The organism is Acrocarpospora pleiomorpha, assembly GCF_009687885.1.
In the GTDB taxonomy this organism is placed as follows: Bacteria; Actinomycetota; Actinomycetes; order Streptosporangiales; family Streptosporangiaceae; genus Acrocarpospora; species Acrocarpospora pleiomorpha.
In genome coordinates this window covers 1-11,938 of the sequence record NZ_BLAF01000057.1, presented here as the reverse complement: position 1 = coordinate 11,938, position 11,938 = coordinate 1, and the positions used below count along the sequence as shown (strand labels likewise).

13 protein-coding genes are annotated in these 11,938 nt (G+C 67.6%); 5 read left to right on the top strand and 8 right to left on the bottom strand.

Annotation, left to right across the window (positions count from 1 at the left end; all coding sequences use genetic code 11):
- Positions 1-217: 217 nt before the first annotated feature.
- From Aple_RS38075 to Aple_RS38045, 7 genes are all read right to left on the bottom strand, one after another.
- A complete protein-coding gene (locus Aple_RS38075; RefSeq protein ID WP_155349617.1) occupies positions 218-583 on the bottom strand; it encodes a DsrE family protein in 366 nt (121 codons plus the stop codon).
- 112 nt (positions 584-695) lie between these two features.
- Positions 696-1,046 (bottom strand): carboxymuconolactone decarboxylase family protein, encoded by a 351-nt coding sequence (locus Aple_RS38070; protein WP_155349616.1) that lies wholly within the window; start codon positions 1,044-1,046, stop codon positions 696-698.
- 463 nt (positions 1,047-1,509) lie between these two features.
- Positions 1,510-2,574, bottom strand: coding sequence for a DNA alkylation repair protein (locus tag Aple_RS38065; RefSeq protein ID WP_155349615.1), 1,065 nt, complete (start codon positions 2,572-2,574; stop codon positions 1,510-1,512).
- Positions 2,575-2,793: 219 nt separating this feature from the next.
- A complete protein-coding gene (locus tag Aple_RS38060; protein ID WP_155349614.1) occupies positions 2,794-3,450 on the bottom strand; it encodes a winged helix-turn-helix transcriptional regulator in 657 nt (218 codons plus the stop codon).
- A 117-nt stretch (positions 3,451-3,567) separates the two neighbouring features.
- Positions 3,568-4,662: a serine hydrolase domain-containing protein gene (locus Aple_RS38055; protein WP_155349613.1), complete on the bottom strand. Its 1,095-nt coding sequence runs from the start codon at positions 4,660-4,662 to the stop codon at positions 3,568-3,570.
- Between the two features lie 63 nt (positions 4,663-4,725).
- Positions 4,726-5,268 (bottom strand): dihydrofolate reductase family protein, encoded by a 543-nt coding sequence (locus tag Aple_RS38050; RefSeq protein ID WP_155349612.1) that lies wholly within the window; start codon positions 5,266-5,268, stop codon positions 4,726-4,728.
- A gap of 8 nt (positions 5,269-5,276) precedes the next feature.
- The gene (locus Aple_RS38045) at positions 5,277-5,849 is read right to left on the bottom strand and encodes an NADPH-dependent FMN reductase (RefSeq protein ID WP_155349611.1); all 573 of its coding nucleotides are present in this window, start codon (positions 5,847-5,849) and stop codon (positions 5,277-5,279) included.
- A 108-nt stretch (positions 5,850-5,957) separates the two neighbouring features.
- On the opposite strand from Aple_RS38045, the gene Aple_RS38040 reads away from it, so the two are divergent.
- The 5 genes from Aple_RS38040 (at position 5,958) to Aple_RS38025 (ending at position 11,180) form a co-directional block, all read left to right on the top strand.
- A complete protein-coding gene (locus Aple_RS38040; protein WP_155349610.1) occupies positions 5,958-9,050 on the top strand; it encodes an AfsR/SARP family transcriptional regulator in 3,093 nt (1,030 codons plus the stop codon).
- Between the two features lie 42 nt (positions 9,051-9,092).
- The gene (locus Aple_RS38035) at positions 9,093-9,596 is read left to right on the top strand and encodes a DUF305 domain-containing protein (RefSeq protein WP_155349609.1); all 504 of its coding nucleotides are present in this window, start codon (positions 9,093-9,095) and stop codon (positions 9,594-9,596) included.
- 36 nt (positions 9,597-9,632) lie between these two features.
- The gene (locus tag Aple_RS38030; protein ID WP_170321880.1) at positions 9,633-10,052 is read left to right on the top strand and encodes an ATP-binding protein; all 420 of its coding nucleotides are present in this window, start codon (positions 9,633-9,635) and stop codon (positions 10,050-10,052) included.
- 257 nt (positions 10,053-10,309) lie between these two features.
- Entirely contained in the window at positions 10,310-10,429 is a 120-nt protein-coding gene (locus Aple_RS53820) for a DLW-39 family protein (RefSeq protein ID WP_218034602.1), read from the top strand.
- Between the two features lie 46 nt (positions 10,430-10,475).
- Positions 10,476-11,180, top strand: a complete 705-nt coding sequence (locus Aple_RS38025) for an HAD family hydrolase (RefSeq protein ID WP_155349607.1) — start codon at positions 10,476-10,478, stop codon at positions 11,178-11,180.
- 99 nt (positions 11,181-11,279) lie between these two features.
- On the opposite strand, the gene Aple_RS38020 is transcribed toward Aple_RS38025, so the two are convergent.
- Positions 11,280-11,938 (bottom strand): transposase (locus Aple_RS38020; RefSeq protein WP_174889927.1); only part of this gene is annotated, 659 nt, incomplete at its 5' end.

Here is an 11,938-nt window from a genome sequence, read left to right as displayed (position 1 = left end):
GACGCCGATCACGATCGCCAGCAGCAGGGCGGTGAGCGTGAAGCCTCGTGGTCGTAGAACTCCTCGAGTTTGGCGGCGCACTGATCTTGAGACGGTCCGGCGTCTTGAGATGCGAAAGGCCACGCACGGGGATGCGTAGCCGGGGATGGGCCGCCTGGAGGGGTCGGCGGCCCGGTGTTAAGTGCGGAATCTCTGCGGTGGTGTCGCGATGGCCTGATCAGTAGCTGAACGTGGTCGCGCCCTCGTCGCCGATCCACTGCCACATGGGGACGGTGCCGCCCAGTTCGGCGTTCTTGATGAGCGTGTTCTTGTCGAGCTTGCGGGAGTCGAAACAGATCGGGCAGACCAGATACTTGCCACCGGCGGCCTCGTACCGGGCGACCAGGTCGGCCAGTGGCGGGCAGCCCTCGCAGGCGACAGCGTTGGCTACGCCCTCGGTGGCCAGGCGGGAGGCTTCCTTGGTGAGGAACATGAGCGTGGGGCGGCCCTGCTCGGCCGCGCCGAGGGCGACGAGGAAGGCCACGGTGACGCGCTCAGGGTCCTCAAGTCCAGTGATCAAGCTGATGACGGCCTTTCCGGCCATGGGGAACTCCTAGGTTGGATCGGACTGGTTTGTCACCCCAAACCATGCTCGATCCATGTGTGATGGAGCGTGTGAGAAGACCGGCTGCGCCGCAAAAAACGTGTGAGCGCCATCACGCGGAGCGCGGCCGACCGAAGGCGTCGATCGCGGTACGGATCTCCGGGGCCAGCTTCTCGTACTCCTGATCCGGTACGGTTCCCACCGCGCTGACCACCCCGCTGAAGAAGCGGCGCAGGCAGACGGCGAGCACGACCTGGAAGACATCGAGGTCGCTGAGGCCGTAGTGCCGGAGGGTCTCGGCGTCGGCTTCGGTGATTCTGGTGGGGTCCAGGGCGACCTTCTCGGCGAAGTCCATGATGGCGACGTCTACCGCCGCGAGTCCCGCGTTGCGGTGGCCGCGGTTGATGGTGCTTGGTCGTGCGCGGGCCGCGTGCGGATGGGTTTGAGCTTCCGGCCGCCGCACGGACAGCGGCCGGAAGTGCTCGGTGTGTCGGCCTCCGGATTAGTCGACTGCGGTGGCTGTGATGCCGGCCTGGGCTACTGCGGGGGCCCAGAGCAGGACCAGGCTGATCACCGTCGCGACAGCCGCGGTCAGCCATCGACGTGCACGTCGGCGCATCGCTGCCTCCTTCTCTCGGTTCGGGGACGAATCACCGCGTATTCGACGCCGCTCGCGTTGCGGATTGGCCAGCGTTGAGGCGAGCCGTCTGAATCGTCCAGATAATTGCGTTCGGGCAGCCTGGTGGCCCGGCTCGCGGCCGACCGGCAACAGCCGATGGCCGCGTCGCGATCTCCGGCTCGTTCCAGAAGGTGACCGCGGACGGCGTCCAGACCGTGGCTCTCCGGATCGGCCCCCGCGTTTTCCCGCGTTCCTGGTGGAGCGCGTTCACCCCAGGACGGAGCCCTTGTCCGCTTCTCGGCAGCCGCTATTTCAGGAGGAAGGGGGCGCTGGCGCGGGTGGTGCCGTTGATGATGATCTCTAAGGTTCTAGGGCCGGGGGGTTCGTTTCTGGTTGTGACAGGGCGGAAGGAGTGGGACTTGGTCACGGTGATTGGCTGGCCGGGTTCTGCGGTGGGGCGTTGGGCTAGGTGGAAGACGCGGTGGGAGTTGTCGCGGCGGATCGCGTACTTCAGGACGAGAGGGCCGGGGTGGTCGGCGGTGAGGGTCACGGTGAAGCGGAGGTGATCTCCGATCGGGACCTGGTCCGTGTCGAGGGTCAGGTCGTTGATGGTGCCGCTGCCGGGGACGGCGCCCATCAGGGTGAGGGCGCGGGGATGGCCTGCTTTGATCAGTCCGCGGGCGGCGTGCCGGAGGACCCTCTCGACATGGGAGCCGCCCTGGTCCCGCCATCGGCCGAGGAGATCGATCGCGGTCTCCGGGTGATCCTTGGCGATGTCGTTGACGTGATTGGCCACCGAGCGGCGGACGTATTCACTGGGGTCGTCGCGCAGGGCGTCGAGGATGGGGATGGCCGGGCCCGGTTCCATCAGCCAGCGCACCCGGGATCCCCAGGGCAACCGCGGGCGGGTTCCTTCCGAGGCGAGCCGTCTCAGGTGCTCGTCCGGAGAGTCGGCCCAGCGATACATGATCTCCAGCGCGTCCATCCGATGGCGCTCGAGCAACGGCCGCACAGCGAATTCGCCGGTCGAGTGGGGTGTCAGCACGGCTAGCGTCGCCATGGATTCGTCCAGATGCTCGACCCCGTGGGTGCCGACATGCTCCGTGGCCGGCCAGCCGCTCCACAAATCCAGCCGAACCTGTCCAGCGCTCTCCCTGAGCACCTTCGCGGCATCCGGAAACGGCAACGGCAGCGCATCATGCAGCGCCCGCGCGACATGCCGCACCCGATCCTTCAACTCCAGCCCGGCAAGCCCGGCCAAAGCGGACTGCAAGAACGCGGCTCGCGCGAAGGGCGCCCATACGGCCGCGATCCCGTCCGCGAGAACCCCCACAGACCCGGCATTGATCAATTCCTTCAGCGGTTGAGCCACAGCGACACGCTGCCACACGCCACCGACAATTCCGGGTCGCGCTACAAGTCGGGCTGGCACGAACCTCCCGAAGCGGCGGATGATTCCGCCTAACGTGCTTCTGGTTTTGCCATCGCGTACTCCCAGCGTCCAGTGAGACGCCCTCCTGGCTACTCCCAACGTCCGGTCTGACCGACCGGCTGGCTTTGCCGTGGCGTACTCCCCATTGAGGACGTCTATTCAGCAGGCGGATTGCGACAGGTCCTCGGCGAGAACTTTCCTCCCGAACGGGGTCAGACCAGACCACGTGGTCAGGGCCCGGTCGAGCCAAGGCGGGCCATCGAGGACAGCACCAGTGGGCGGGGTCGAACCGGATTGCCAGCGGATCAACCAGTCGGTGTCCGTAGTGAGCACGCCGTCCTCGGCGAAACCCGGATCCTCCAGGCAGACCTCGTTGCCGGACACGCTCAGGACCAGCCAGTAGCGCTCGGACCTGTCGGTCAGATCGAAGCGGAGCACGACGCGCGGGCAGGGCAGCAGGGCGGGTTCGATCAAGCGGGACATGGTCCACAGCGCCAGATAGGGATCATGATGTGACGGCTGGGGCTCCCGCCACCGGGAAGCCCACATCCCGAGGGCCATGCAGACATCGGTGAGTTCACGGCCGCATTCGGTCAGGTGATACTCATGATCCCGGCGTTCGACCACACCATCCTCTTCCAGCCGGCGCAGCCGCTGGGACAGAACGCTACGCGGCAGGCCAGGGGCCCCTTCCAGGATCATGTTGAATCGATGGCAGCCCACCATGAGGTTGCGGAGAATGATAGGCGTCCAGCGTTCGGCGAAGACTTCGGCGCCCAAGGCGATCGGGCAGTGCTGTCCGTAACCCTTCTTCACAAGGCAACCATGCCAGGCGACAAGTCCCCTGTTAGGCGAAATTTCAATTGTTTACCTGGCGTATTTATGACACGGAAAGGGCCAGACCCACGTGGGCCTGGCCCAACCACCGCACACTCACCCGATCAACTCACTGATCTTCGCAGGAACCGCGAAGTCGCCGGTCAGCCTGTTCTTGGTCACCGCCACCGCGATCCCGGTCGCCGTGTCCGCGTACGCCGCACTACCCCCCGCCCCCGGCATCCCGAAAACCGAGGCCGTAGCTTCGGCGTCCGCACCGGGACGGCCGATCCCGAATCCCAGCCCCCACGTGGCCGGATTCCCGAACACCTGATCCACCCCAACGAACGAAACCGCCGAAATCTCCCGCAGCCGCTCCGGCGAAACCAGCCGCACGCCGTCCACCTCGCCCAGCAACGCCGCGTACATCCGGGCGATCGCCCGCGCCGACGTCTTCCCACCTGCCGGGATATCGGCCGCCAGCACATCCGTACGGTTCCCCAGCGCCGCCGACGGGAACAACGACATCGGCCCAGCTTTGAACATCGGCAGATCGGTCGGCATCTCCCCGGACCACGCCGCGGCCACCGGCTCATCCTCCAGTACCGCCAGCCGCCCATGCTCGGCCACCGGCATCCCGAAGTAGATCTCATCGGCCACCCCCAGCGGCCCGGCCACCTCCTCCCGCAGTACCTGCGAGATCGGCTTCCCGGTCGCCCGCCGGACGATCTCCCCCACGATGTAGCCGAAGCTGTACGCGTGATAGCCCGTATGTGTCCCCGGCTCCCACCACAGCTCCTGATCCGCGATGGCCGCGCACATCTTGTCCCAATCGCAGATGTCGGCGAAGGTGCTTTCCACCGGAATGCCGGGCACGCCCGCCGTGTGGTTGAGCGCCTGCCGTACCGTGACCTGGCCCTTGCCATGAGCGGCGAACTCCGGCCAGAGCTCCGCGATCGGGGTGTCGTATCCGAAAAGGCCGCGTTCGACGAGCACGTGCAGCACGGTCGAGGCCGCGCCCTTGCCGATCGAGAAGTTGTAGAACACCGTGCCGGAGGTGACCTCGCGGCCGGTCTCCGGGTCGGCGACCCCGGCCACCGCGTCCACGACCAGCTCGCCGCCGGAGTAGACGGCCACCTGCACACCCCGCTCGGCCCCGGACTCGACGAGCTCGTCAATGGCCGCCTGCACGTTCTTCTGAAGATCACTCATTGTCGTTTCCCTTTCTGTGCGTCTACCCGTACGTCGAGGCAAAGGAGGGCGTTCTCGACAAGGTCAGGCGGGCTGGTAGGTGAGGATCGTCACGCCCGACGCGAACGTCTCGGTGTTCGCCAGCGCGAACTTGGCTTTTGTGCCTTCGCGGAAGAGCCGCTGTCCCGCGCCGACCGCGACCGGGTGCACCCACAACCGGTACTCGTCGAGCAGGCCGCTCTCCCGCAGCGCGTCGGTCAACTGCCCACAACCGTAGATGAGTATGTCCCCGCCGGGCTGTTCCTTCAGCCGGGTGACCTCGGCGACCAGGTCGTCGCCCGGGATGATCGTGGTGTTGTTCCAGTCGGCCTTGTCCAGGGTTGAGGTGACCACGTACTTGTCCATCGCGTTGATCCGGTCGGCGAAGTCGTCCGCGCCGGCCCGGCCTGGCCAGGCCACCGCGAAGCCCTCGTAGGTGACGCGGCCCATCAGCAGGATGTCGCTGGCGAACAGCTGGGCGTGGGCGTATTGGGCGGCTTCGTCGCTCCAGAAATCGAACGACCACAGGTGCGGGTTGTCGATGAAGCCGTCGAGCGTGACGTACGTGGAAGTGATGATCTTGCGCATGATCTCTCCTATGGGAGGTAAGGGCGCTTGGCGCGGGCGTCCCGCAGCGCGTGGGCCCACCAGGACAACTGATCCAAAGTGGTCTTCAACTCTGTGTTGCAGGCCGCCGTCGGCTTGGGCCAGCTGCCGTCGGCCGCGAACAGCTGCCAGTAGGAGGGCAGCGACACCTCGGCCCTGATGGGCACCGCGTGCAGTTCGGTGAAGACCTGCCGCAGTTGCTCGGTGGCGTGCCGTCCGCCGGACTCCCGGCCGTACGAGATGAAGGCGACCGGTTTGGCGTGCCACTCCGTGTAGAACCAGTCGATCGCTGTTTTGAGCGGAGCCGGGAAGCTTCGGTTGTATTCCGGGGTCACCACCACGAAGGCGTCGGCGGCGGCCAGGCGTGGGGCGAGTTGCTGTACCGGTCGAGGAAGCGGGTCGTCCTGGTCGCACAGCGTTTCCGGCAGGCCGGTCTCGGCCAGGTCGATCACGTCCAGCTCCAGCTCGGCCCGGCGCCGGGCCCGGGACACCAGCCAATCGGCCACGGTGGGCCCGAAACGCCCGGTCCGGGTGCTGCCGATGATGACCGCGAATCTCAACATGTCCGCCTCCTTTCTGGCACGTCCAAAGCTGCCAGGAAGGGCTTACGGTCTCCTTCCCGTCCTCTTACGGTCGGACATGAGTTGCCGTAACCGGCTAGCGTGGCGTTCATGCGCTTTGGAGTGCTGGGGCCACTCGAGGTGTGGACGGCGGACGGGCGCGCGGTCACGATCCGCGGTCTGAAGGTCCGCGCTCTCCTCGCCGACCTGCTCATCCACGAGGGCCGGCCGGTGTCGGTGGACCGGCTGGTCGATGACCTCTGGGGGGAGGACGCCCCGGCGAACCCGTCCGGCTCGCTTCAGGTCAAGGTCTCCCAGCTCCGCCGCGCCCTGGACGAAGCCGAACCGGGTGCCCGCGATCTGGTCGTATCCCTCCCGCCCGGCTATGCCCTCCGTACCAGCCCTGAAGCGGTCGACTCCGCACGCTTCACGCACCTGACCACACAAGCCCAGGACAGCGCCGACCCACGCACGGTCGCCGCCCTGCTCGGCGACGCGCTTGCCCTCTGGCGTGGTACGGCTTACGCCGACTTTTCCGACGACGACTTCACCCAGCCCGCGATCGCCCGCCTCGACGAGCAGCGACTGGCCGCGCTCGAGCATTGGGCCGAAGCCCGCTTGGAGCTAGGCGAGCACAGCCTGCTTGCGGGCGAGCTGGCCGATCTGACCGCTCGCCACCCGCTCAGGGAACGTCTGCGGGCCGCCCACATCCGGGCTCTCTACCTGGCAGGACGCCAGAGCGAGGCGCTCGCCGCCTACGCCGACCTGCGCGACCGGCTGGCGGAGGACCTCGGTCTGGACCCCGGCCCTGACCTGGTCGCCCTCCACCAGGCGATCCTGAACCAGGATCCGGCGCTGAGCACCCCCGCTGTTATCCGCACGAACCTGCCCGAACCCCTGGGCGACCTGATCGGTCGGGAGGATGCGGTCACGGAGGTCCGTACCCTCCTAGAGAAGAACAGGCTGGTCACACTTACCGGATCCGGAGGAGTCGGGAAAACCCGATTGGCCCTGGAGACCGCCCGCGGGCTGATCTTCCCAGACGGCGTCTGGCTGGTCGAGCTGGCCGCGATAGACGGGTCCGGTCTGGCCGGGGCCGTCATGGCCGCGCTTGAGGTCCAGGACCTTGGTGAGGACCGGCTGATCAGCGCGATGCGCTCCCGGAACCTGCTGCTCGTGCTCGACAATTGCGAACACATCATCGACGACGTCGCCAAACTGGTCGACACCCTGCTCCGGGCGGCGCCCAACCTGCGCATTCTGGCCACCAGCCAGGAAGCCCTCGCACTCCCCGGCGAAACCGTGTGGAGCGTGCCCCCTCTGGACGTTCCCTCCCCAACCGCCGACCTCACGACGCTCGACCAGTCCAGCGCGGTACGGCTGTTCGTGACCCGGGCCACGGCCGCCGCCCGAAATTTCACCCTTGACACCGACACCGCCCCCGCGGTCGCGACACTGTGCCGCCGGCTGGACGGCATTCCGCTGGCCCTGGAACTGGCCGCCACCCGGGTCCGGGCGCTCGGCGTGCACGGCTTGGTCGCCCGCCTCGACGACCGGTTCCGCTTGCTGGCCACCGGCCATCGCGGCGCCCCTCCCCGCCAGCAGACCCTCACCGCGGTGATCGACTGGAGCTGGGAGCTCCTGACCGACCCCGAGCGGATCGTCCTGCGGCGGCTCGCCATCCACGCCGACGGCTGCACCCTCGAAGCCGCCGAAGCCGTCTGCGGCACGCCGGACGTTCTCGACCTGCTGGCCCGCCTGGTCGACCGCTCCCTGGTCACCGTCAGCCACGGCCCCGAAGGCCCGCGCTACCGCCTGCTCGAATCCGTCGCCGCGTACTGCGTGGACAAAATGCGCGAAGCCGACGAATACCACGAACTCCAGGACCGCCACCGCGCCTACTACACCGACCTCGCAGAACAGGCCCAGCTTTACGGCCCCGACCAGCGCACCTGGCTCCGCCGCCTCGACGCCGAAGCCGCCAACTTCCGCACAGCCGTCAACCTCCGCCTGGTCAACGCCCTGACCTGGTACTGGTTCCTCCGCGGCCGCCTCACCGAAGCCCGCCGCGCCCTCGAAACCGCCCTCTCCCAGCCCGGTACGGCACTCGCCGCCGACCGCGCCACCGCCCTCGCCTGGCATGCCGGAATCGCCCTCCTCCACGGCGACACCGCCGACAAATCCGCCCGCCGCGAGGCCGCCCTCGCGCTCTTCACCGACGACCCAGCCAGAAAGGCCAGGGCGCAGTGGTTCCTCGCCTACACCGCCTCCGACACCGGCGACCTGGCCGCCTGCGCCACGTTGCTCGACGAGGCATTGGCGACGTTCCGGCAACTCGGCGACCGCTGGGGGGAAGCGGCCGCGTTGAGCACCCAGGCCAAGCTCGCCCACGTACGAGGCGATCTGAGCGCACTCGGCGCCGCCGCCGAGCGGAGCAACGCGATCTTCACCGAGCTGGGGGAGCGCTGGGGCCAGCTGGAGGCTACCGGCTGGCTTGGCGCGCGGGCCGAGCGGGCCGGCGACTACGACGAGGCCGAACGCCGCCAGCGGGACGGTTTGGCGATCGCCGAGGAGTTCGGCCTGTGGGCGGAGGTATCCACACGGCTGTCCTGGCTCGGCTGGATCGCCCTGCAACGCGGCGACTATGCGCAATCGCGGCTCTTGTCCGAACACGGACTCCGGCTGGCCATCGAGCAGGCCCACCTGCCCGGGCTGGTCTTCGCCGAGATGACCCTCGGCTTCGCCGCCCGCAAGGACGGCCTCACCGAGCTCGCCGAGACCCATCTGCGCAACGTGCTGGAGCGTACGCACCCGGTCGACGAGACCAGCCCGCCGCCGCACCTGCCGATGGTTCTGGCCGAGCTCGGTTTCGCCGCCGAGCAGCGTGGTGCCATCGCCGAGGCGGTCGAGCTGCACCGGCGGGCGTTCAACACGGCGCTGACCTTCAACGCGCCCCGGGGCCACGCAGTCGTCGCCGAGGGCCTGGCGGGCGCGCTCGCGCTGGCGGGCGAGCACGGCCAGGCGGCTCGGCTGCTTGGCGCGGCAGCGCGGGTCCGTACCACGAAGGAACTGCCGCTGGCCCCCGCCGAGGCGCGCGATGTCGACCGGATCACCGCCGCCACCCGCGCCGCCCTGGGCGAGGCGGCCTTCGAGGCCGAGTTCAGCCGGGGCGCTGACCGGCCCCTGGATCGGCAATTCGATTGAACCCGCCCGCCGGGCGTCGCGTACCTCCCCGCGAGGAGGCTGATGATGCGTTGGATTCTGGCGTTTGCCACGTTCCTGATCCTCGGGTGTTCGGCCACGGCTGACGCTCAAGACCCGGATGTGCGCTTCTCGCTGGAGATGATCACTCATAACCGGCAGACCCTCAGACTCGCCGACATGGTCAAAGGCCGCAGCACCGACACCTACGTCACCGGCCTGGCAGCGAAGCTCAAAGTCGACGAGCGTACCGAGATCGACGTCATGTCCACCTGGCTCCAGATGTGGAACATGCCGCCACCCAAAGGCACGACCTACCAGATGCCGGGCAGCGTGACCACGGCCGACTACACCGCGCTCCAGAGCCGATCAGGCCCGGAGTTCGACAAAATGTGGCTCACCACGCTCAGCAGACACCTCAACACCGGCGTCATGATCGCCCAGGTCGCGGTCGCCACCGGCGATCACGCGCCCACCGGCGACCTGGCCCGGCGCATCGTTCGTGAGCAGCGCGCGGAGATCGCGGAGATCGGCCAGCACATCAGTTGATGCTCCACACGTGTGCCTGCCCCTGATTCGGGGGTAGTGGCAGTAGAGCGTGGAAAGGCGGCGAGCAAGGTGGCGGGCATCCTGCTGAGTCTGGAGTTCGAACATGGCGCGATCACCCAGATCCGCCATCTCGTCCAGCGCTCCGCCGCCACGGCCGGCCTCACCGGCGCCGCCCTCGAAGATTACGTGCTGGCCGTGCACGAGGCCGTCACCAACGCCGTCAAGTACGGCAACAGGCCACGCAGCATCTCCATCTGGGAAGAATCCGGCGCATTCCTCAGCGAAGTCCGCGACAGCGGGCCCGGCATTCCGTACCAGACCCTGACATCTAACGACCTGGCCGAACGCTCCCCGTTCGGCGGTCGCGGGCTCTGGCTGATGCGCCACCTCACCCACACCACCATCCAGACCGGCCCCGACGGCACCACGATCCGACTCGCCGCCGCCCTGCCCTGAGGTTCGCTGAAAGCTGAGCCGGTGCCGTACGGCATACGCCCGAAACCTGTCCGAGATAGGACCTGTTCGATGGATTACTACCGAAAAGAACAAGGCTAGCGAGCCTCATCCAAGGTTCGCTATCACCAGATTCGGTACAACCAGTTATCGGGCTACCCCAGGGCCGCACCGATCCCTTGCTAGGCTGGCGGGAACCTAGTTGGAACCGGGCGTTGTCTCACCCGGCTGGTGAGACCGTTGGGAAGTGGGGTCACACCATGAAGAAGCTGCTCGTTCTGGCGCTTGTCGCTATTGGGGGGCTGCTGGTCTGGCGTAAGGTGCAGTCCGACCGCGCCGAGCTGGACCTGTGGACAGAGGCGACCGGCAGCGAGAACTGACGACCACCCGGAGATGGGTTTGCTTGATCGTGGCGAAGGTGCGGGTATGACCCCCGTCAGGCTGGCCTGCCTGGACCTGGCGGGCACCACGATCGGCGACGTCGCCATGGTCGAACGGGCTTTCGCCGAGGCGATCGCCACCCAGGGGATCGTTCCCGGGACCAGTGCGTACGCGCGGGCCATGGTCCACGTTCACCGGTCCCGGGGGTGTCCCAAGATCGACGTCTTTCGTGGGATATTTCCGGACAACGAAGCGCGGGCTCAGGCGGCTAATCTGACCTTTGAGCGCTCGTATGAGGGTGCTATCGAGCGTACGGGTCTCATCCCGCTGCCTGGCACTGTCGAAGCTCTGGAGAAGCTCCGGGCCGCTGATATTCAGGTGGCCCTTATCACCGGGTTCAGTCGAGGCACCCTGGGGCGTGTTCTGGCCGCCCTTGGCTGGCACGACAAGCTCAACCTGGCCATATGCCCCGAAGACGCGGGACGTGGGCGGCCGTATCCGGATATGGTGCTCACCGCCGTACTCAAACTCGGCATCGACGATGTCCGCCAAGTGGCCGTCGCCGGCGACTCGGAGAACGACATGATCTCCGGCCGCCGCGCCGGCGCTGGCCTGGTCGCGGGCGTCCTCACCGGCGTCCACAGCCGCGAACGCCTCCTCGGCGGCGGCGCCACCCACATCATCGACTCCATCGCCGACTTCCCTGGCCTACTCCTCGGCCACCAGCAGGCCATTCCCGCGATCCGCTAGGACCAGTTACGGGATCGTCCTCGTTTTCGGCTAGCAGGCGAGCTAGAAGCCCACTGAAGATCTTGTTCGCGTGCGGTGCCCTGTACAGCCCTTGATTTCTCAGATGGGTTTGGAAACCAGCGTCCAAGTCCCGCTCGTGCGGGTGAGTCCGAGGTTGATCAGGGTTCGCAGGTTAAGCGCAGCGGCGCGGATGTGGAGCCAGGCGTTGTTCTTGATGGTGCCGATGTACCGTAATCGCCGGTTGCCCCGCGCGACGAGCCAGGCGATGGCGCGTTCGACGGGGGGCCGCCAGCGCCGGTAGTCCTGCTGCCACAGCGGATCGGTGGCGGCTTGCTCGCGGGCGGCGGCAAGCTCGTCGTGGTGCGGGCGGATGGTGAGGATGCGCCCGGCTTTGGCCGTGGTGCAGCGCGAACGCAGCGGGCAGCCGACGCACTGGCCGGTGAAGAACGCCTTGCGCTGCAGATTGCGGCCTGACGGCGCCGACAGTGGTACTTGGTGCCCAGCCGGGCAGGTCACGGTGCTGCCGATAGTGTCGATGGCGAAGTCATCGAGGCTGAACCCGCCGGGCACGGCCGGGCGTAACGGCGCGGGTTTGATCACGACACGATGCCCCGCCGAGGTCAGCGCGTGGCGGCAGGGCCCGGAAGAGTAGGCGGCATCGCCAAAGACCTCCACCAAGCCGTCCTCCCCGGCGACCAGGTCCAGGGCCGGGACCGACTCGTGATGGGCGGCGCCCGATCCAGGTCGCAGCGCCACGG

Excerpts from the sequence above, each read along its gene's own strand:
- Aple_RS38075 (WP_155349617.1), bottom strand. The coding sequence starts at position 583 with ATGGCCGGAAAGGCCGTCATCAGCTTGATCACTGGACTTGAGGACCCT.
- Aple_RS38055 (WP_155349613.1), bottom strand. The coding sequence starts at position 4,662 with ATGAGTGATCTTCAGAAGAACGTGCAGGCGGCCATTGACGAGCTCGTC.
- Aple_RS38050 (WP_155349612.1), bottom strand. The coding sequence starts at position 5,268 with ATGCGCAAGATCATCACTTCCACGTACGTCACGCTCGACGGCTTCATC.
- Aple_RS38045 (WP_155349611.1), bottom strand. The coding sequence starts at position 5,849 with ATGTTGAGATTCGCGGTCATCATCGGCAGCACCCGGACCGGGCGTTTC.
- Aple_RS38040 (WP_155349610.1), top strand. The coding sequence starts at position 5,958 with ATGCGCTTTGGAGTGCTGGGGCCACTCGAGGTGTGGACGGCGGACGGG.
- Aple_RS38035 (WP_155349609.1), top strand. The coding sequence starts at position 9,093 with ATGATGCGTTGGATTCTGGCGTTTGCCACGTTCCTGATCCTCGGGTGT.
- Aple_RS53820 (WP_218034602.1), top strand. The coding sequence starts at position 10,310 with ATGAAGAAGCTGCTCGTTCTGGCGCTTGTCGCTATTGGGGGGCTGCTG.
- Aple_RS38025 (WP_155349607.1), top strand. The coding sequence starts at position 10,476 with ATGACCCCCGTCAGGCTGGCCTGCCTGGACCTGGCGGGCACCACGATC.